The following is an 18,607-nucleotide window of genomic DNA, read 5'->3' as shown; positions in this document are numbered from 1 at the left end:
CAGAAGTGGCTCCCCAGCATGCCGCTGCCAGCGTAGGCCCTTGAACCCGAGAGTTCAAGGTGGCGACTACAGAGTACCTTAAGGCTTTCCGTCAGGCGGACATGCACACCGGCACCACGTGTAGCCTCCATGGTGTTGCTTATCGGGAGAGGGTCATCGCCGACTGGCGAACATGCCAGGGAGTTGGGCGGATTATACCTCAATATGCGAACCGTTCATCAGTTGCTGGACGGGTTTGGATCGGTGGCCAGGGCGCTGTCGACTCGCTCCAGCAGCATGCGCACGTGTTCGCGGGCGCTGTTGGCTTCGGCATCCAGCCGATCATGTTTGTGCAGCAGCTCGTGAGTAATGTTCAGCGCCGCCATCACTGCGACGCGATCGGCGCCGATGACTTTCCCGCTGCTGCGAATCTCGCGCATTTTGCGATCCAGATAGCGAGCCGCACCTTCCAGATTGCTGCGTTCCTCTGACGGACAGGCAATGCAATATTCCTTGTCCATGATGTGTACGGTAACGGTGTTCGGCTGGGTCATGAGTCCTGCTCCAGGGCTTTCAGGCGCGAAATCATCGATTCGACCTTCAAACGGGCCATTTCGTTCTTTTCGATCAGATGAGCGCGCTCTTCACGCCAGCTTCGCTCATTGGCCAGCAGCAGATGGTTCTGCGCCTTGAGCTGCTCGATACGCTGAATCAGCTGTTCCAGTTTGGTGGTCAGCGCTTTCAGATCGGCGTCTTCCATGGGATTCCTGTTGAGGCACTGGTGAAGACGGAGGCGATGCCCAGGGGCTTCGATGGTCTTGCCGCGGCCGCCGGTGCTAGGATACGAAGCCTTCATTCTAGTCATTGCGCCATCGTGCGCCTAGCCGCCATGTCTATTCAGAACTCCCCGTATGCCGCTTTTGCCACACTTCTGGCAGGTACACCTCAAACCGTTTCCCCTGCCGAGTTGCACGGCCTGTTGCTCGGACGCAGCTGCGCCGGCGCTGGCTTCGATGTCGAACCCTGGCTGACCGATGCTTCGGACCTGCTTGGCGAAGCGCCGCAGGAAAATATTCGTCAGGCGTTGATCGGCCTGCAGGAGATGGTCAAGGGCGAACTCGCCGGTGACGACATTGCTGTCGTCCTGCTGCTGCCCAGCGACGATGCGCCGTTGAGTGAACGCGCCGTTGCGCTGGGCCAGTGGTGCCAGGGCTTTCTCGCCGGCTTCGGCCTGACCGCTGGCGACCGCGCGCTGAGCACCGAGTCCGTGGAAGTACTGCAGGATCTCTCGGCCATCGCACAGATCCAAGACTCTCTGGAAGAGTCCGAGGACGGCGAGACCGATTACATGGAAGTGATGGAATATCTGCGCGTAGCGCCACTGCTGCTGTTTACCGAGTGCGCCAAGCCGGTACCTGCTGCACCGAAACCTTCCCTGCACTGAGGACACCGTTCCGCCCATGACTCGCATCCCGAAATCGGAATACGCCCGTCGGCGCAAGGCGCTGATGGAGCAGATGGAACCCAACAGCATCGCCATTCTGCCGGCCGCGCCGATGTACATTCGCAACCGCGATGTCGAGCATGTCTACCGCCAGGACAGCGACTTCCAGTACCTCTGCGGGTTTCCTGAGCCGGAGGCGGTGATCGCGCTCATCCCGGGGCGCGAGCATGGCGAGTACGTGCTGTTCTGCCGCGAGCGTGACCCCGAGCGCGAACTTTGGGACGGCCTGCGTGCGGGGCAGGATGGCGCCATCAAGGAGTACGGCGCCGACGATGCGTTTCCCATCGGCGATATAGACGACATTCTTCCCGGCCTGATCGAGGGGCGTGACCGTGTGTACTACGCCATCGGCACCAACGAAGCCTTCGATCATCGGCTGATGGAGTGGATCAAGACCATTCGCGCCAAGGCCCGCCAGGGTGCTCAGCCGCCCAGCGAGTTCGTCGCCCTCGATCACCTGCTGCACGACATGCGCCTGTACAAGTCGAGCAACGAAGTGAAGGTGATGAAGCACGCGGCGGAAATTTCCGCACGTGCACATATTCGCGCCATGCAGGCCAGCCGCGCTGGCTTGTTCGAGTACCACCTGGAAGCTGAACTGGACTACGAATTCCGCAAGGGCGGGGCGAAGATGCCTGCTTACGGCTCGATCGTCGCCGCCGGCAGGAATGCCTGCATCCTGCACTACCGTGAGAACGATGCGCCGCTAAAGGCAGGCGACCTGGTGCTGATCGACGCCGGTTGCGAAATCGACTGCTACGCCAGCGACATTACCCGCACCTTCCCGGTCAACGGCCGCTTTTCGCCCGAGCAGAAAGCCATTTACGAATTGGTACTCAAGGCCAACGAAGAGGCTTTCAAGCACATCGCGCCTGGCAAGCACTGGAACGAGGCCCACGAGGCCACAGTACGGGTAATCACCGCCGGGCTGGTCGAGCTGGGCCTCCTGCAGGGCGAGGTCGATGAGCTGATCGCCAGCGAAGCTTACAAGGCGTTCTACATGCACCGCGCCGGGCACTGGCTGGGCATGGACGTGCATGATGTCGGTGACTACAAGATCGGTGGCGAGTGGCGCGTGCTCGAGCCGGGCATGGCGATGACTGTCGAGCCGGGCATCTATATCGCCGTGGACAATCAGAACGTGGCCAAGAAATGGCGCGGCATCGGCGTGCGCATCGAGGACGATGTGGTGGTGACGCGAACTGGCTGTGAAATTCTTACCAACGGTGTGCCGAAGAGCGTCGCTGAAATCGAGGCGCTGATGGCCGCCGCTCGCGAGCAGGTCGCCTGACATGCAAAGCCTGGCGATCATCGGTGGCGGGCTGGTCGGCGCCAGTCTCGCGCTGGCCTTGCAGGATGGTGCCCGGGCGCGCGGCTGGCGCATCCATCTGATCGAGCCGTTCGAGCCGGGGCACGAGTACCAGCCGAGCTATGACGCGCGCTCTACGGCTTTATCCTACGGCACCCGAATGATCTACCAGCGCCTTGGCCTATGGGCGCGCATCGCCGAGCGCGCCGAGCCGATTCGGCGCATTCACGTGTCCGAGCGCGGGGGTTTTGGTGCGGCGCGGCTGGATTGCGAACGCGAAGGCGTCGAAGCACTGGGTTACGTGGTCGAGAACGCCTGGATCGGCCATTGCCTTTGGCAGGCGCTGGATGACGACGTGGTAATCCGTCACTGTCCCGCCGAGGTCGAACGTCTGGAGCCCTGCGCGGCGGGGTATCGGCTGAGCTTTACCGACGGCCAGCGGTTGGAGTGCGACTTGACCGTACTTGCCGATGGCGGTCGTTCCGGGCTGCGCGAGCAGCTTGGCATCCATGTGTCGCGAAGGCCTTACGGCCAGACCGCGCTTATTGCCAATATCACACCGGGTAAGCCGCATGACGGGCTAGCCTTCGAGCGCTTCACAGAAGATGGTCCGATGGCATTGCTGCCGCTGCAAGATGATCGCTGTGCACTGGTTTGGACGCGATCCCAGGACGACGCCGCACGTTTGGCGCAAGCGCACGAGGCGGTGTTCCTTGCCGAGCTGCAAGAAGCATTTGGCTATCGCCTGGGCACCTTGCAGCAAGTCGGTGCCCGGCATCTGTATCCGTTGACACTGATCGAGGCCGAAGAGCAGGTGCGCTCGGGCCTGGTGGTATTGGGAAATGCGGCCCACAGCCTGCACCCGATCGCCGGCCAAGGCTACAACCTGTCGCTGCGCGATGTGGATGCGCTGAGTGTCGCCTTGCTGCGCAGCGACGCAGCGATAGGCGAGCTGGCGGTGCTGCAGGAGTACGCCCGCAGGCAGCGCTTCGATCAACGCATGACCGTCGGCTTTTCTGATCAGGTCACCCGGCTGTTTGGTGATTCCGGTCGGCTGGTTTCGGCCGGTCGCAATCTTGGGTTGCTCGGCCTGGACCTGACGCCTGCCGCTAAGCGCTGGTTCGCGCGTCAGGCCATGGGCCTGGGGACTCGTGCTGGCTGAAACGCCGCAACAAAAGGACTTTGCATGAGCGGCTCCCGATTGGCGCGTAAGGCCCGGTTTCTGCGCTGGGCTTTGAATTTCTATCCACCGTACATCGGTGCGGGCGTGCGGGTGCGACACATCAGCGCGGATCTGCGCCAGATTCAGGTCAAGATGGTGTTGCGCTGGTACAACCGCAACTATGTCGGCACGCAATTCGGCGGTTCGCTGTATTCGATGGTCGACCCGTTCTTCGTGCTGATGCTGATGGAGAATCTCGGTCGCGACTACATCGTCTGGGACAAAGCGGCCAACATCGAATTCATCAGGCCGGGGCGTGGCGTGGTCTATGCCGATTTTGCTATCAGCGACAAACTGTTGGATGAGATCCGCGCGCACACGGCCGACGGCAGTAAGTACCAGCCCAGAATGCATGTTGAAGTGCGGGACGGCGAGGGCACACTGGTGGCACGGGTGCAGAAGACCCTCTACGTACGACTCAAGCCGCGGGCGCGGCAGCCAGGAGAGAAGTGATGCAAGCGGATCTGATCATCGTGGGTGCCGGTATGGTCGGCAGTACGCTGGCCCTCGCGCTCGAAGGTTGCGGGCTGGATATCGTCGTACTTGATGCGAGCTCGCTCGAGGTCGTCGAATTCGATCCGCAGTGCAGCTTCGAGCCGCGGGTCAGTGCGCTATCCGCGGCCAGTCAACGGATCCTGCAGCGGGTCGGTGCCTGGCCGGGTATCGCCGCGCGCCGTGCAAGTCCCTACACGGATATGCATGTATGGGATGGTTCGGGCACCGGGCAGATTCATTTTTCCGCCGAAACCGTACATGCCGAAGTGCTTGGGCATATCGTCGAGAACCGTGTGGTGCAGGATGCGCTGCTGGACGCTATGCAGCGCCGCGGCGGACTGCAGCTGATCGGCGAAGCGTGCGTCGAACAGCTGGCGCACACCGCTGACGGCTGGCAGCTGACGCTGGCCGACGGCCGCGAGCTTCGCACGCCCTTGCTGATCGCTGCGGATGGCGCCAACTCGGCGATTCGCCGTCTGGCTGGTTGCGAAACGCGGGAGTGGGATTACCTGCACCAGGCGATCGTCACCAGCGTGCGCTGCAGTGAGCCACACCAGCGAACAGCCTGGCAGCGCTTTACCGATGATGGGCCGCTGGCGTTCCTGCCGCTGGAGCGCGATGGCGATCGGCACTGGTGTTCCATCGTCTGGTCGGTTACCGAGGCTGAAGCCAAGCGGCTGATGGCGCTCGATGACGAGTCCTTTCGAGCGGCGTTGGGGCGCGCCTTCGAGCAGCGCTTGGGCGAGGTGCTCGAAGTCGATCCGCGGCTGTGCATTCCGCTGCGCCAGCGCCACGCCAAACGTTACGTACAGCCCGGGCTGGCGCTGATTGGCGATGCGGCGCACACCATTCATCCTTTGGCGGGGCAGGGCGTGAACCTCGGGCTATTGGATGCCGCCGTACTGTCGGAAGTAATCAAGGCCGCGGTTGCTCGCGGCGAGCGCGTGGCCGATGTACAGGTACTGAGCCGCTTCGAGCGCCGGCGTATGCCGCACAATTTGGCGATGATGGCGGCGATGGAGGGCTTCGAACGGCTGTTCCAGGCCGATCCACTGCCGCTGCGCTGGTTGCGCAACACTGGCCTGAAGGCGGTCCAGGCGCTACCTGAGGCGAAGGCGCTTTTTGTCCGTCAAGCCTTGGGTTTGAGCGGCGACTTACCCGAACTGGCCAAGCCCTGATATCAATTTGATATTTACAAAAGATTACCTGTACGAATTGTCGCATTGAGAAGGTAAATAACATTCACTACTATTCAGCCTCTGTTTCAACTCACCAAGAGGCTGTTCCATGCAGGCAAGCAAAGGTTTACTCGCCGCCCTGGCGCTCACGGCGCTATCGGGTGCTGTCCAGGCTGCCAACGAAGTAGTGGTTTACTCCTCGCGTATCGACGAGCTGATCAAGCCGGTATTCGACGCTTACACCGAGAAGACCGGCGTCGCGATCAAGTTCATCACCGACAAGGAAGCTCCGCTGATGGCCCGCATCAAGGCCGAAGGCGCGAACACCCCAGCGGATCTGCTGCTGACCGTCGATGGCGGCAACCTCTGGCAAGCCGAAGAAATGGGCATCCTGCAGCCGCTCAATTCCCAAGTCGTTAAAGACAATATTCCTGCGCAATACCGTTCCTCCAGCGATTCCTGGACCGGCCTGTCGCTGCGCGCACGGACCATCGTTTACTCCCCTGAGCGGGTCAAGGATGGTGAGCTGACCACTTATGAGGCACTGGCCGACAAGAACTGGGAAGGCCGCCTGTGCCTGCGCACCAGCAAGAAGGTCTACAACCAGTCGCTGACTGCGACGATGATCGAGACCCATGGTGCTGAGAAGACCGAGCAGATCATCAAGGGCTGGGTGAACAACCTCGCCACCGACGTGTTCGCCGATGACAATTCGGTGGTCATGGCAGTCGACGCCGGGCAGTGCGATGTCGGCATCGTCAACACCTATTACTACGGTCGTCTGCACGCGCAGAACCCGCAGCTCAAACCCAGGCTGTTCTGGCCGAACCAGGAAGACCGCGGCGTGCATGTGAATCTGTCCGGCATCGGCTTGACCAAGCACGCGCCTAACCCTGATGCCGCCCGCAAGCTGGTGGAGTGGATGACCAGTGCCGAGGCGCAGAACATCTTCGCCGATGCCAACATGGAGTTCCCGGCCAACCCGAGCGTGAAGCCGTCTGCCGAAGTGGCGACCTGGGGCGAGTTCAAGGCTGACACCATCCCGGTGGAAGTCGCTGGCAAGCGCCAGGCCGAAGCCATCAAACTGATGGATCGCGCCGGCTGGAACTGATCAGCCCGCCGCGGTTCCAGCGGTGACGTGCGGCGCGAGCTGCCACGCTCGCCGCTGCGGTTATACTCGGCGCCCCGGCCTGGTCCGGGGCGTTGTCTTTTTTGCTTCCGAGGCTTGAGTGTCCCATCCCGTCGAGCGCCGCTGGTATCCCATCACTTTCGCTGTTGCGGCGTTGGTATTGCTGCCGCTGAGCATTCTGCTGTTCAGCTGGGGCACGATCGACCGTGAAATCTGGGCGCATCTATGGGATACGCAGATGCCCCGCCTATTGGGGAACACGCTGACGCTGGTCCTGGGCGTGGGCACCGGGGTGGTCGTGCTCGGTGTCAGCCTGGCCTGGCTGACGGCGCTGTGTGAGTTTCCCGGTCGTCGGTGGCTGGATTGGGCACTGATGCTGCCTTTCGCGATTCCCGCCTATGTGCTGGCTTTCGTCTTCATCGGTCTGCTGGATTTCTCGGGGCCGGTGCAGAGTCTCGCGCGGGACTGGTTTGGTAGCGGCGTCCGCTTTCCGCGGGTGCGCTCGACCGGTGGCGTCATTGCGGTGCTGGTACTGGTGTTCTATCCCTACGTCTATTTGCTGGCGCGCTCGGCGTTTCTCGCTCAGGGCAAGGGGCTGATGGAGGCGGCACGGGTACTTGGCCAATCGCCTTGGCAGGCGTTCTGGCGGGTGGCATTACCGATGGCGCGTCCAGCCATCGGCGCCGGCCTGGCCCTGGCGATGATGGAAACCCTGGCTGACTTTGGCGCGGTATCAGTGTTCAACTTCGATACCTTCACCACAGCCATTTACAAGACCTGGTACGGGTTCTTCAGCCTCACCAGCGCCACCCAGCTGGCCAGTCTGTTGCTGCTTGCGGTGATGTTGGTGCTCTACGGCGAACGCCGTGCACGCGGTGCGGCGCGACCGGCCAGCGAGCGAGCGCGTTCTGCAGCGCTCTACCGGCTAACCGGGGTGAAGGCTTTTGCCGCCAGTGCCTGGTGCGGGCTGGTGTTCATGTGCGCGTTTGTCATTCCGGTGCTGCAGCTGCTCGCGTGGCTCTGGCAGCGAGGACGCTTCGACCTCGATGAGCGCTATGCGGGGCTAATTCTGCACACCCTGTATCTTGGCGGCATGGCTGCGCTGATCACCGTGACGGTGGCGCTGTTGCTGGCCTTCGCCCGGCGGCAGGCGCCGGTGCGCTCGATCCGCAGTGCGGTCAGCCTGGCCAATCTCGGTTACGCCTTGCCGGGCTCGGTGCTGGCGGTATCGATCATGCTGGCGTTCAGTTATCTCGACCGGCACATGGTGATGCCGCTTTCCAGCTGGCTTGGCGGTGCTGGCAAACCGATCCTGCTTGGCAGCCTCGGGGCCTTGCTGCTGGCCTATCTGATCCGTTTCATGGCGGTCGCCTTTGGGCCGCTGGAGAACGCCCTGGCACGGATTCGCCCGTCGCTGCCGCAGGCGTCACGCAGTCTGGGGGTCGGTGGCCCAGCGTTGTTCTTCCGTGTCTACTTGCCGTTGCTGCTGCCTGGCACCCTGAGCGCCGCGCTTTTGGTGTTCGTCGATGTTCTCAAGGAAATGCCGGCTACTCTGCTGATGCGTCCCTTTGGCTGGGACACGCTGGCGGTACGGATTTTCGAGATGACCAGTGAGGGGGAGTGGGCCCGTGCCTCGCTGCCGGCGCTGACTCTGGTGTTGGTTGGATTATTGCCTGTTGTGCTGCTGATTCGCCGCTCGGCAAGGCGGCCCGGCTAGCGGCATAGGTGATTCCAGTAGGCTGCTGTGCGAAGCAGGTCGGCTGTCGCTGGTTGCCTTTCTACCTCCAGTCTCCGCCCGCCTGAAGCGCCGTGACCTGTCGCCACCTTGAGGCTACAATGCGCGCCATTCGAAAGTCGCTGGTCCTGCGCGGGCCGGCTTTTACTGGCTTTTCCAATGCCGATTCGGCGACCTGCCCAGAAGGAGACACCCATGGGTCAGCGTACTCCCCTCTACGATCAGCACCTTGCGCTTGGCGCCAAAATGGTCGATTTCGGTGGCTGGGACATGCCACTGCATTACGGTTCCCAGGTGGAAGAACATCATCAGGTGCGACGTGACTGCGGGGTGTTCGACGTTTCGCACATGACCGTCGTCGATGTAGCCGGCGAGCAAGGCACCGCCTATCTGCAGCACCTGCTGGCCAATGATGTGGCGCGGCTGAAGAGCACAGGCCGGGCACTATATAGCGCCATGCTCAACGAGCGCGGCGGCGTGATCGACGATCTGATCGTCTACCTCACCGACTGGGGCTACCGCCTGGTGGTCAATGCCAGCACCCGCGACAAGGATCTGGCGTGGATGCAAACTCAGGCAGAAGGGTTCGCCGTTGAAGTGAAGGAGCGTCCAGAGCTGGCAATGCTGGCTATTCAGGGGCCTCACGCGCGGGCTCGTACCGCCGAACTGCTCAACCAGACCCGGGCTGGATTGGTCCATGAACTCAAGCCGTTCCAAGGAATGGCCGATGGCGACTGGTTTATCGGCCGGACCGGTTATACCGGCGAGGATGGGCTGGAAATCATTCTGCCGGCCGATCAGGCGCCGGACTTCCTCAGCGAACTGGTCGGCGCCGGTATTTCCCCCATCGGCCTCGGCGCACGCGACACTCTGCGCCTGGAGGCTGGGCTGAACCTGTACGGTCAGGACATGAACGAGGATATCTCGCCGCTGGCTGCCAATATGGGCTGGACCATTGCCTGGGAACCGAGTGATCGCGATTTCGTTGGCCGTGCTGCATTGGAGCAGGAGCGGGCGCGTGACGATCTGCCAAAGCTGGTCGGGCTTGTTCTCGAAGAGCGGGGCGTGCTGCGTGCCCATCAGGTAGTGCGGGTGAATGGTGCCGGCGACGGCGAAATCACCAGTGGCAGTTTTTCTCCTACGCTTGGCAAGTCCATTGCCTTGGCCCGTGTGCCCGCTGGCACCGCTGAGCGCGCGGAGGTGGAGATTCGTGGCAAGTGGTACCCGGTGCGCGTCGTGCAGCCGACATTCGTGCGGCACGGCAAGGTACTGGTGTAAATTCGACCGACTGTTTTGCGCGACTGCTGTCAACAGCCTTGAGGACACAACAATGAGTGATATCCCCAGCGATCTGCGTTACGCCGCCAGCCACGAGTGGGCCCGTCTCGAAGCGGACGGCAGCATCACCGTCGGCATTTCCGATCACGCCCAGGAAGCGCTGGGGGATGTGGTCTACGTCGAGCTGCCCGAGGTCGGGCGCCAGCTCAATGCCGGCCAGGAAGCTGGTGTGGTCGAGTCGGTGAAAGCCGCGTCCGACATTTACGCGCCGGTTTCCGGTGAGGTGATCGCGATCAACGAGGCGCTGGCCGATTCGCCGGAGCTGGTCAATAGCGACGCCTATGGCAGCTGGTTCTTCCGCCTGCAGCCGAGCGACCCGGCGGAGCTGGACAAGCTGCTCGACGCAGCCGCTTACCAGGCCGCCTGCGACGCCGACGCCTAAGCATCATCCGCAAAAGCCCCGCTCTGTCGGGGCTTTTGTTTTTTCCGAGAGTAGCGACCATGCCGTATATGCCGAGCCTTTCCCAACTCCAGCAACCCGATGCCTTCCTGCGCCGCCACCTCGGTCCGGATCAGGCCGAACAGCAGGCCATGCTCGACGCCCTGGGCCTGACCAGTCGCGAACAGCTGATCGAGCAGACCGTGCCTCCGGCGATCCGCCTGCAGGACGAGCTGGATCTGCCAGCGGCGCTGGACGAGCAGGCTGCGCTGGCCAAGCTGCGTGGCTATGCGGAGCAGAATCAACTCTGGACCAGCCTGATCGGCATGGGCTACCACGGCACCATCACTCCGCCGGTGATCCTGCGCAACGTGCTGGAGAATCCGGGCTGGTACACCGCCTACACCCCCTATCAGCCGGAGATCGCCCAGGGTCGGCTGGAAGCGTTGCTGAACTATCAGCAGATGATCATCGACCTCACCGGTCTCGACCTGGCCAATGCCTCGTTGCTCGATGAGGCGACCGCAGCGGCCGAGGCCATGACCCTGGCCCGGCGCATGGCCAAGAGCAAGAGCAACCGCTTCTTCGTCGACGAGAACTGCCACCCGCAGACGCTCTCCGTGGTGCAGACCCGCGCCGAGGCGTTCGGCTTCGAACTGGTGGTCGGCACGCTGGACGAGCTGGCCGGGCAGGAGGTGTTCGGTGCACTGCTGCAGTACCCGGACACCCATGGCGAAATCCGTGACCTGCGTCCGGCCATCGAGCAGCTGCACGCGCAGCAGGCACTGGCCTGCGTCGCCGCCGATCTGCTCAGCCTGCTGCTGCTGACCCCGCCGGGCGAGCTGGGCGCCGACGTCGTGCTCGGCTCAACCCAGCGCTTCGGTGTGCCGATGGGCTACGGCGGCCCGCACGCGGCCTATTTCGCCAGCCGTGACGAATTCAAGCGCGGTATGCCGGGACGCATCATCGGCGTGTCCAAGGACGCCCGCGGCAACACCGCGCTGCGTATGGCGCTGCAGACCCGCGAGCAGCACATCCGCCGCGAGAAGGCCAACTCCAACATCTGCACGGCCCAGGTGCTGCTGGCCAACATCGCTGGTTTCTACGCCGTGTACCACGGCCCGCAGGGCCTCAAGCGCATCGCCCAGCGTGTCCACCGGCTGACCGCCATCCTCGCCGCGGGTCTCGAGCAGAAGGGCATCGTTCGGGTCAACCAGCATTTCTTCGACACTCTGACCCTCGAGGTCGGCGGTGCGCAGAGCGCGATCATCGATAGCGCCGAAGCGGCGCAGATCAACCTGCGCATCCTCGGCCGCGGCCGTCTCGGTGTCAGCCTCGATGAAACCAGTGATGAGCGTACCGTCGAGCAGCTCCTGGCGGTCTTCCTCGGTGCCGATCATGGCCTCGATGTCTCCGCGCTGGATTCCGGTGAGCTGGCCGCGGGCATTCCCGAGGCGCTGCAACGCGAGAGCGGCTACCTGGAGCATCCGGTGTTCAACTCGCACCACAGCGAAACCGAGATGCTGCGCTATCTCAAGCAGCTGGAGAACAAGGACCTGGCGCTGAATCAGGCGATGATCCCGCTCGGCTCCTGCACCATGAAACTCAACGCCACCAGCGAGATGATTCCGATCACCTGGGCTGAGTTCGCCAATCTGCATCCGTTTGTCCCGCGCGGTCAGGCCCAGGGTTACAAGCTGATGATCGAGGAGCTGGAGGCCTGGCTCTGCGCGATCACCGGTTTCGACGCGATCAGCATGCAGCCCAACTCCGGTGCCCAGGGCGAATACGCTGGACTCGTGGCGATCCGCAAGTATCACGAGAGCCGTGGCGAAGGGCAGCGCGACATCTGCCTGATTCCGTCCTCGGCCCATGGCACCAACCCCGCCTCGGCGCAGATGGTCAGCATGCGCGTGGTCATCGTCGAGTGCGACAAGGGCGGCAACGTCGATCTGGAAGACCTCAAGCGCAAGGCCGCCGAGGCCGGTGATCGTCTGTCCTGCCTGATGATCACCTATCCGTCGACCCACGGCGTTTACGAAGAAAACGTGCGCGAGATCTGCGCCGCGATCCACGCTCACGGCGGCCAGGTGTATATGGACGGTGCCAACCTCAACGCTCAGGTCGGTTTGGCGCGGCCGGCGGACATCGGCGCCGACGTCTCGCACATGAACCTGCACAAGACCTTCTGCATCCCGCATGGCGGTGGCGGCCCAGGCATGGGGCCGATCGGCGTCAAGGCGCACCTGGCACCGTTCGTGGCCAATCACCCAGTGGTCGAACTGGAAGGCCCGCAGCCAGGCAACGGCGCGGTTAGCGCAGCGCCCTGGGGCAGCGCGAGCATCCTGCCGATCAGCTGGATGTACATTGCCATGATGGGCCCGCAGCTGCGCGACGCCACGGAAGTCGCGATTCTCGGCGCCAACTACCTGGCCAATCGCCTGGGCGATGCATTTCCCGTGCTCTACGCCGGGCGCAACGGCCGCGTCGCCCACGAGTGCATCCTCGACCTGCGCCCGCTCAAGGCCGAGACCGGCATCAGCGAGGAGGACGTCGCCAAGCGCCTGATGGACTACGGCTTCCACGCACCGACCATGTCCTTCCCGGTGCCGGGCACATTGATGATCGAGCCCACCGAGAGCGAGTCGAAGGCCGAGCTGGATCGTTTCGTCGAAGCGATGCTGAGCATCCGCGCGGAGATCGCCAAGGTCCAGGGCGGTGAGTGGCCGGCGGACAACAATCCGCTGGCGCGCGCGCCGCATACCCTGGCTGACGTGATCGGCGAGTGGGATCGGCCATACAGCATTGCCGAAGCGGTCACGCCGAGCGCCCACTCCCGTGCCCACAAGTACTGGCCGGCGGTGAACCGGGTGGACAATGTCTACGGCGATCGCAACCTGTTCTGCGCCTGCGTGCCGGTGGATGCCTATCGCGATTGAAGCGCTTTGCAAGCGCAAGCCTGGAATCCAAGTATTACGAGGGTTTCAGGCTACGCGTTCAGGATGGATGCCGGGCTTCAAGTCCAGAGGGGGCACGCTCGCCGGATCGGTATAGCGTGATCCTTCCTTCTCCTTCCTTCCGGCTGGCTTGCACCCCGTTCTCTTTCGCATTTCGTCCCGCGTAGGGTGGATGCGCTTTTCAATTCCCTACCGTAGAACCCTCGATGGCTTGATAAGCGCAACCCATCCAGCGGCTGACTGGCTCAGGCTTCAGGCTCTTGCTCTTGGTCATCCAACAGGCCCAGCCAGTTAGCCAGCACCAATTGGGCTTCCTCGATTCCCTGACGCTTGGGTGCGGAGAACAGCTGCACGCTGACCTCTTCGCCCCATGTCTGGCGAATATCTCGCTGAATGGTCAGCAGCGCGGTCTTGGCGGCGCCAAAGGCCAGTTTGTCTGATTTTGTCAGAAGGATATGTAACGGCATCTGACTGGCGTTGGACCAGTCGAGCATCATGCGGTCAAACTCCGTCAGAGGATGGCGAATATCCATCATCAGGAACACGCCGGCCAGGCTCTCACGGCTGCCCAGGTAAGCTTCCAGGTGGCGCTGCCAGTGCTGCTTGAGTGGAATCGGTACCTTGGCATAGCCGTAACCGGGCAGGTCGACCAGTCGGCGCTCGTCATCGAGGCGGAAAAAATTGAGCAGCTGCGTACGGCCAGGTGTCTTGGAGGTACGTGCCAGATTGGCGTGGGTCAGCGTGTTCAGCGCACTGGACTTGCCCGCGTTAGAGCGGCCGGCGAAGGCTACTTCCAGACCCTCGTCGGCCGGGCACTGATCGACCTTGGCGGCGCTGATCATGAAGGAGGCCTGTTGGCAAAGGCCGAGAATCGGGTTTTTCGGTAGCATGGTCGTTCCGGTGAGTGCGCGCAGGTGCGGCAATGGTTCGTTTCCGTTTCAGAAACGGGAGTATATAATGCCGCAGTTTTTATGTGCGCTTTGGCCTGATATTGGGCTGCGCGTGGTTCCCAGTTTTGAGTCGGGTGCTGTGCGGTGGCGGTTGCCGCCTGATGCGAGTGCCCAGCGTGCCACTATAACGAGCGTCGCCCCGGCCGATGGCTGTGCGCGACCCGATGAGTTTCCCTTTCAAACCCTTAGCCGTAGTTGGATTAGCTGATGAACAAAGTACTCGTGAGTCTGCTGTTGACCCTTGGCATCACCGGTATGGCCCACGCGGCTGGAGACGCCGAAGCTGGTCAGGGCAAAGTTGTAGTGTGTGGCGCCTGCCATGGTGCGGACGGCAACAGCCCGGCACCGAACTTCCCGAAACTCGCTGGCCAGGGCGAGCGTTATCTGCTCAAGCAACTGCAGGATATCAAGGCCGGCAGCACCCCCGGTGCCCCGGAAGGCGTAGGTCGCAAAGTGCTGGAAATGACCGGCATGCTCGACCCGCTGAGCGATCAGGATCTGCAAGACATCGCCGCCTATTATGCAAGCCAAAAGGGCAGCGTCGGGTACGCCGATTCTGCTCTGGCGGAGCAAGGTGAGAAGCTGTTCCGTGGCGGCAAACTCGATCAGGGCATGCCGGCTTGCACCGGCTGCCACGCGCCCAATGGCGTCGGCAACGACTTGGCCGGCTTCCCCAAACTGGGCGGCCAGCATGCAGCGTACACCGCCAAGCAGCTTACCGACTTCCGCGAAGGCAACCGTACCAACGACGGCGACAGCATGATCATGCGTGGCGTTGCCGCCAAGCTGAGCAACAAGGACATCGAAGCGCTGTCCAGCTACATTCAGGGTCTGCACTGACACCGTCGGCGGTCTGAGCAGTAGGGCGTCCGGGCCAAAGCCTCGACGCCCTTTTGCGTTTTTACGCCTGGCTACACTATCTTCGTCACGCCCTGGCGCAGATGCATGAAAAACGCTGGCGAGTCGGGGCGTTTTACTGCAGCCTGTTGCGCCAGTGGTCCGTCGTTAACAGGAGTATTTCATGCGCAATTTCCTACTCACTGCCGTTTTTACTGCTGCGAGCCTGATCGGCCTGTCAGCCCAGGCCGCAGAGTTCCAGGCCGGCAAGGAGTATGTCGAGCTGAGCAGCCCGGTGCCGGTTGCCGAGCCAAGCAAGATCGAGGTGGTCGAGCTGTTCTGGTATGGCTGCCCGCATTGCTATCAATTCGAGCCGATCATCAAGCCGTGGGCTGAGAAGCTGCCGGAGGATGTCGATTTCAAGCGGCTGCCAGCCATGTTCGGTGGCATCTGGAATGCTCACGGGCAGCTGTTCATCGCCCTGGAGTCCATGGGCGTGGAGCCAAAGGTGCATGACGCCGTGTTTGCTGCCTACCATCAGGAGCGCAAGAAGCTCGCTACCCCTGAGGAAATGGGTGATTTCCTAGCGGGTCACGGCATCGACAAGCAAACCTTCCTCAAAGCCTACAACTCCTTCGGCGTGCGTAGCCGCGTGGAGCAGGTCAAGAAGCTCGGCATGGCGTATCAGATCACCGGCGTACCGGTGATGATCGTCAACGGCAAGTATCGCTTCGACCTCGGCTCGTCCGGTGGTCCTGAGCGTACGTTGCAAGTCGCCGACTATCTTATCGAAAAAGAACGCGCAGCGCGGTAAGCGACGATGTTGCGGCGTTGGAGCGCGCCTCGCCTTGCCGGGCCGGGAAAGGCGCGCGTCAATCCGCACTGCCTGGCAAGCAGTGGCCTGCCGGCAGATGGCCGGCTGCGGCTGCTTAGCTTCAATATCCAGGTTGGCATCAGTACCGAGCGCTATCACCACTACCTAACACGCAGCTGGCAGCACTTACTGCCGCACCCCGGGCGCGCCGGGAATTTGAAACGCATCGGCGAGGTGCTGGGCAATTATGACCTGGTGGCGCTGCAGGAAGCGGACGGTGGTAGCATGCGGTCCGGCTACGTCAATCAGGTGGAGCATCTGGCCCATCTGGGCGATTTCCCATACTGGTATCAGCAGCTCAATCGCAATCTTGGTCGTTTTGCCCAACACAGCAATGGTGTGCTCAGTCGGCTGGAACCCCAGGGTCTGGAAGACCATCCGCTGCCAGGACCTTCAGGACGCGGTGCGATTCTGCTGCGTTTTGGCGAAGGGCCGGATGCACTGGTCGTGGTGATGATGCACCTGGCACTGGGGGGCGGAACTCGGGCGCGCCAGCTGGCCTATATCCGCGAGCTGATCGGCGGTTACCGTCACCAGGTGCTGATGGGTGACATGAACACCCATGCCAACGATCTGCTGGAGAACTCGCCGCTGCGTGATCTCGGCCTGCTGGCGCCGCAGGTCGAGGCAACCTTTCCCAGCTGGAGGCCGCAGCGCTGCTTGGATCACATTCTGTTGAGCCCGAGCCTGACGCTGGAACGCGTCGATGTGCTGGCGTTGCCGATTTCCGATCACCTGCCGGTGGCCGTTGAGATCAGGCTGCCCGATTCGCTTCAAGGTGATTGCTTGCCAGTACAGGTGTTAGAGCCCAAATGAGCGAAGAAGCTGAGCGTTGGAAGGAAAAGTACCTTCAGTTGGCTGAGCGGCAGGAGCAACAGGATGCCCGCTGGGAGCAGCGCGTCGACTTGCTGCGGCGCAGTCTTGTACGCAGCAGCCTCGCGGTGGAAGGCGCCGACCCAGCAGTCGAGCGCTGCCTGCATGAGATGCGCGAAGTCCTGCGCGAGGGCGATCTGGACGAGGGGCTCAGCCAGTTGGTACCGCGGCTGGAAAAAGCCGTGCTGGAGTCCGAACGTCATCGCCATGAGCGAGCCGCCCAGCTGACCGACGCGGTGCATCGACTGGTTTCCCAGTTGCTGGAAATGTCACTGCCGGCAGAGCTGCGCAAGCCGCTCAAGCGCTTCGCCAAAGAGCTGAATCAACGCGCGGCCCGACTGCGCGAGCTGCCCGTGCTGCTCGGTGAGTTGGGGGTTCTACAAGAGCAGGTGCTGAGCCTGCAGGGGGCTGCACCTCAGCAGAGCGGGTTCCTGAAACGCCTGTTCGGCGGCCGCGACACTATGGTGGCAGAACCGACGGTGGCGGGTGAGCCACTGCTGGCCGCCAATCCAGCGGCCAGTCAGGCTGCTATGGAGGATGCTCCGCTGATGTCGGCGGGGTCGATGGCGCAACCTGTCAGCGCCGAGCCGACTGCATCTGCTGACGACGTCGCCTCCTCGAACTCAGCGTCAGTGATGCCCGCCCAACTCGAGCAAGGCTCTGAGCAAGAGGCCGACCAAGACATCGAGCATCTGCGCGGAGCCGACTCTTCTTACGCCCTGCCGGACTCCCCCGAGCCGGCATATAGCGTTGTTGCCGAGCGTGTTGAGGCCACGCTGGGCAATTTGCTCGATAGTTTGCACCTGCCCGAGCAGCATCAGGCTCAGCAGCAGACCCTGCGCACGCGCGTTGAACACGGCTTGAACTGGTACGAACTGGTGCCGTTGCTGGATGACCTCTCTATGCTCATGGTTGCCTTCAGCGATCAGGGGCAGAGGGAGTTCGAGAGCTATCTGCAGTCCCTGAACGAGCGGCTTACGGCGATGCAGGAAAATCTGCTCGCGGCTCACCAGGGCCATAGCGAAGGGCGGGATGCCGCGCAGGCGCTGGACGCCGAGCTGCGCGAGCAGGTCGGTGGCCTGCAGGACAGCATGCGTCAGGCCACAGATCTCAAGAGTCTGAAGCAAGTGGTCGAGGCGCGCCTGGACGGCCTGCTGGGCACGGTAGACACCTACCGGCAGCAGCGCAGTGAGCAGGAGCAAAAGCTGGGCGAGCGGCTACAACAGCTGGTCACTCGAGTCGGCAGCCTGGAACAGGCGGCGCGCGGATTGCGCGGCCATCTCGAGGAGCAGCGGCAGAAGGCGCTGCAAGATCCGTTGACCGGGCTACCCAATCGCGCAGCCTGGAACGAGCGTCTGGATATCGAGTTTGCGCGGTGGCAGCGCTATGGAGGCGATCTGCTGCTGGCCGTACTGGATGTCGACCATTTCAAGCGGGTCAACGATGGCTACGGTCATCTGGCCGGTGATCGGGTGCTCAAGATCATCGGTACCGAGCTGCACAAACGGCTGCGCAAGACCGATTTCATTGCCCGCTTCGGTGGTGAGGAGTTCGTTGTGCTACTGCCCAATACGCCTTACCAGGCAGGGCAGCAATTGATGGACGCTCTGCGTGAGTCGATCAGCGACTGTCCTTTCCATTTCAAGGGGCAGCGGGTCGCCATCACCGTTTCGGCCGGCCTGACCGCTTTTACCGAAGGTGATACCACGGAGCGCGCTTTCGAGCGTGCCGACGCAGCGCTTTACCGCGCGAAGGATTCTGGAAGGAATCGCGTCGAGCTGGCCTGACCGAGCGGCGTGGTTCACGCCGGTTCGCCGGGTATAATCCCTGTTCTTTTGCGCCGAGTGC

At 62.5% G+C, this 18,607-nt stretch carries 17 protein-coding genes and 1 other RNA gene; 14 read left to right on the top strand and 4 right to left on the bottom strand.

Annotated elements, in window-relative coordinates:
• Nucleotides 1-6: 6 nt before the first annotated feature.
• The 3 genes from ssrS to AAEZ08_RS05250 form a co-directional block, all read right to left on the bottom strand.
• Nucleotides 7-185, bottom strand: a non-coding RNA gene (ssrS, locus tag AAEZ08_RS05260) — 6S RNA.
• Between the two features lie 33 nt (nucleotides 186-218).
• The gene (locus AAEZ08_RS05255; protein ID WP_103457126.1) at nucleotides 219-533 is read right to left on the bottom strand and encodes a cell division protein ZapA; all 315 of its coding nucleotides are present in this window, start codon (nucleotides 531-533) and stop codon (nucleotides 219-221) included.
• Nucleotides 530-739: a TIGR02449 family protein gene (locus AAEZ08_RS05250; RefSeq protein WP_003282863.1), complete on the bottom strand. Its 210-nt coding sequence runs from the start codon at nucleotides 737-739 to the stop codon at nucleotides 530-532. The genes AAEZ08_RS05255 and AAEZ08_RS05250 overlap by 4 nt, the downstream gene beginning before the upstream one ends.
• Nucleotides 740-868: 129 nt before the next feature.
• Between AAEZ08_RS05250 and AAEZ08_RS05245 the strand changes: the two genes are divergently transcribed.
• From AAEZ08_RS05245 to gcvP, 10 genes are all read left to right on the top strand, one after another.
• A complete protein-coding gene (locus tag AAEZ08_RS05245) occupies nucleotides 869-1,423 on the top strand; it encodes a YecA/YgfB family protein (protein ID WP_058065477.1) in 555 nt (184 codons plus the stop codon).
• A gap of 16 nt (nucleotides 1,424-1,439) precedes the next feature.
• Nucleotides 1,440-2,774 (top strand): Xaa-Pro aminopeptidase, encoded by a 1,335-nt coding sequence (gene pepP / locus AAEZ08_RS05240; RefSeq protein WP_500123853.1) that lies wholly within the window; start codon nucleotides 1,440-1,442, stop codon nucleotides 2,772-2,774.
• A gap of 1 nt (nucleotide 2,775) precedes the next feature.
• Nucleotides 2,776-3,954, top strand: coding sequence for a 2-octaprenyl-6-methoxyphenyl hydroxylase (gene ubiH / locus AAEZ08_RS05235; RefSeq protein ID WP_500123852.1), 1,179 nt, complete (start codon nucleotides 2,776-2,778; stop codon nucleotides 3,952-3,954).
• Between the two features lie 24 nt (nucleotides 3,955-3,978).
• Nucleotides 3,979-4,467 carry a DUF4442 domain-containing protein gene (locus AAEZ08_RS05230; RefSeq protein WP_003282859.1) on the top strand — a complete coding sequence of 163 codons (489 nt, stop codon included), beginning with the start codon at nucleotides 3,979-3,981 and terminating at the stop codon, nucleotides 4,465-4,467.
• Nucleotides 4,467-5,687: a 2-octaprenyl-3-methyl-6-methoxy-1,4-benzoquinol hydroxylase gene (locus tag AAEZ08_RS05225; protein WP_500123851.1), complete on the top strand. Its 1,221-nt coding sequence runs from the start codon at nucleotides 4,467-4,469 to the stop codon at nucleotides 5,685-5,687. The genes AAEZ08_RS05230 and AAEZ08_RS05225 overlap by 1 nt, the downstream gene beginning before the upstream one ends.
• Before the next feature lie 109 nt (nucleotides 5,688-5,796).
• Nucleotides 5,797-6,798 carry an extracellular solute-binding protein gene (locus AAEZ08_RS05220; RefSeq protein ID WP_003282857.1) on the top strand — a complete coding sequence of 334 codons (1,002 nt, stop codon included), beginning with the start codon at nucleotides 5,797-5,799 and terminating at the stop codon, nucleotides 6,796-6,798.
• 118 nt (nucleotides 6,799-6,916) lie between these two features.
• Nucleotides 6,917-8,533 carry an ABC transporter permease gene (locus tag AAEZ08_RS05215; protein ID WP_003282856.1) on the top strand — a complete coding sequence of 539 codons (1,617 nt, stop codon included), beginning with the start codon at nucleotides 6,917-6,919 and terminating at the stop codon, nucleotides 8,531-8,533.
• 213 nt (nucleotides 8,534-8,746) lie between these two features.
• Nucleotides 8,747-9,829 carry a glycine cleavage system aminomethyltransferase GcvT gene (gene gcvT, locus AAEZ08_RS05210; RefSeq protein WP_003282855.1) on the top strand — a complete coding sequence of 361 codons (1,083 nt, stop codon included), beginning with the start codon at nucleotides 8,747-8,749 and terminating at the stop codon, nucleotides 9,827-9,829.
• Nucleotides 9,830-9,881: 52 nt separating this feature from the next.
• Nucleotides 9,882-10,271, top strand: a complete 390-nt coding sequence (gcvH, locus tag AAEZ08_RS05205) for a glycine cleavage system protein GcvH (protein WP_003282854.1) — start codon at nucleotides 9,882-9,884, stop codon at nucleotides 10,269-10,271.
• Between the two features lie 59 nt (nucleotides 10,272-10,330).
• A complete protein-coding gene (gene gcvP / locus AAEZ08_RS05200) occupies nucleotides 10,331-13,207 on the top strand; it encodes an aminomethyl-transferring glycine dehydrogenase (protein WP_500123850.1) in 2,877 nt (958 codons plus the stop codon).
• A 263-nt stretch (nucleotides 13,208-13,470) separates the two neighbouring features.
• Here gcvP and yihA read toward each other — a convergent pair whose 3' ends face one another.
• On the bottom strand, nucleotides 13,471-14,115 hold the full coding sequence (yihA, locus tag AAEZ08_RS05195; RefSeq protein ID WP_058065476.1) for a ribosome biogenesis GTP-binding protein YihA/YsxC: 645 nt from the start codon (nucleotides 14,113-14,115) through the stop codon (nucleotides 13,471-13,473).
• Nucleotides 14,116-14,382: 267 nt separating this feature from the next.
• Between yihA and AAEZ08_RS05190 the strand changes: the two genes are divergently transcribed.
• The 4 genes from AAEZ08_RS05190 (at nucleotide 14,383) to AAEZ08_RS05175 (ending at nucleotide 18,546) form a co-directional block, all read left to right on the top strand.
• Nucleotides 14,383-15,015 carry a c-type cytochrome gene (locus AAEZ08_RS05190; protein ID WP_003282851.1) on the top strand — a complete coding sequence of 211 codons (633 nt, stop codon included), beginning with the start codon at nucleotides 14,383-14,385 and terminating at the stop codon, nucleotides 15,013-15,015.
• A 181-nt stretch (nucleotides 15,016-15,196) separates the two neighbouring features.
• Nucleotides 15,197-15,826: a thiol:disulfide interchange protein DsbA/DsbL gene (locus tag AAEZ08_RS05185; protein ID WP_102820000.1), complete on the top strand. Its 630-nt coding sequence runs from the start codon at nucleotides 15,197-15,199 to the stop codon at nucleotides 15,824-15,826.
• Nucleotides 15,827-15,832: 6 nt separating this feature from the next.
• The gene (locus AAEZ08_RS05180) at nucleotides 15,833-16,702 is read left to right on the top strand and encodes an endonuclease/exonuclease/phosphatase family protein (protein WP_003282849.1); all 870 of its coding nucleotides are present in this window, start codon (nucleotides 15,833-15,835) and stop codon (nucleotides 16,700-16,702) included.
• On the top strand, nucleotides 16,699-18,546 hold the full coding sequence (locus tag AAEZ08_RS05175; protein WP_500123849.1) for a GGDEF domain-containing protein: 1,848 nt from the start codon (nucleotides 16,699-16,701) through the stop codon (nucleotides 18,544-18,546). The genes AAEZ08_RS05180 and AAEZ08_RS05175 overlap by 4 nt, the downstream gene beginning before the upstream one ends.
• Nucleotides 18,547-18,607: the final 61 nt, after the last annotated feature.

Origin of the sequence: Pseudomonas sp. E45-MNA-CIBAN-0222, assembly GCF_040310405.1 — a bacterium.
GTDB lineage: Bacteria > Pseudomonadota > Gammaproteobacteria > Pseudomonadales > Pseudomonadaceae > Stutzerimonas > Stutzerimonas stutzeri_AC.
Note: the sequence above shows the minus strand (reverse complement) of the source record. Positions and strands in the feature narration are given on the sequence as shown.

What these genes read in the sequence shown, in the direction of transcription:
- AAEZ08_RS05255 (WP_103457126.1), bottom strand. Translation starts at nt 533, where the DNA reads ATGACCCAGCCGAACACCGTTACCGTACACATCATGGACAAGGAATAT.
- AAEZ08_RS05250 (WP_003282863.1), bottom strand. Translation starts at nt 739, where the DNA reads ATGGAAGACGCCGATCTGAAAGCGCTGACCACCAAACTGGAACAGCTG.
- AAEZ08_RS05245 (WP_058065477.1), top strand. Translation starts at nt 869, where the DNA reads ATGTCTATTCAGAACTCCCCGTATGCCGCTTTTGCCACACTTCTGGCA.
- pepP (WP_500123853.1), top strand. Translation starts at nt 1,440, where the DNA reads ATGACTCGCATCCCGAAATCGGAATACGCCCGTCGGCGCAAGGCGCTG.
- ubiH (WP_500123852.1), top strand. Translation starts at nt 2,776, where the DNA reads ATGCAAAGCCTGGCGATCATCGGTGGCGGGCTGGTCGGCGCCAGTCTC.
- AAEZ08_RS05230 (WP_003282859.1), top strand. Translation starts at nt 3,979, where the DNA reads ATGAGCGGCTCCCGATTGGCGCGTAAGGCCCGGTTTCTGCGCTGGGCT.
- AAEZ08_RS05225 (WP_500123851.1), top strand. Translation starts at nt 4,467, where the DNA reads ATGCAAGCGGATCTGATCATCGTGGGTGCCGGTATGGTCGGCAGTACG.
- AAEZ08_RS05220 (WP_003282857.1), top strand. Translation starts at nt 5,797, where the DNA reads ATGCAGGCAAGCAAAGGTTTACTCGCCGCCCTGGCGCTCACGGCGCTA.
- gcvT (WP_003282855.1), top strand. Translation starts at nt 8,747, where the DNA reads ATGGGTCAGCGTACTCCCCTCTACGATCAGCACCTTGCGCTTGGCGCC.
- gcvH (WP_003282854.1), top strand. Translation starts at nt 9,882, where the DNA reads ATGAGTGATATCCCCAGCGATCTGCGTTACGCCGCCAGCCACGAGTGG.
- gcvP (WP_500123850.1), top strand. Translation starts at nt 10,331, where the DNA reads ATGCCGTATATGCCGAGCCTTTCCCAACTCCAGCAACCCGATGCCTTC.
- yihA (WP_058065476.1), bottom strand. Translation starts at nt 14,115, where the DNA reads ATGCTACCGAAAAACCCGATTCTCGGCCTTTGCCAACAGGCCTCCTTC.
- AAEZ08_RS05190 (WP_003282851.1), top strand. Translation starts at nt 14,383, where the DNA reads ATGAACAAAGTACTCGTGAGTCTGCTGTTGACCCTTGGCATCACCGGT.
- AAEZ08_RS05185 (WP_102820000.1), top strand. Translation starts at nt 15,197, where the DNA reads ATGCGCAATTTCCTACTCACTGCCGTTTTTACTGCTGCGAGCCTGATC.
- AAEZ08_RS05180 (WP_003282849.1), top strand. Translation starts at nt 15,833, where the DNA reads ATGTTGCGGCGTTGGAGCGCGCCTCGCCTTGCCGGGCCGGGAAAGGCG.
- AAEZ08_RS05175 (WP_500123849.1), top strand. Translation starts at nt 16,699, where the DNA reads ATGAGCGAAGAAGCTGAGCGTTGGAAGGAAAAGTACCTTCAGTTGGCT.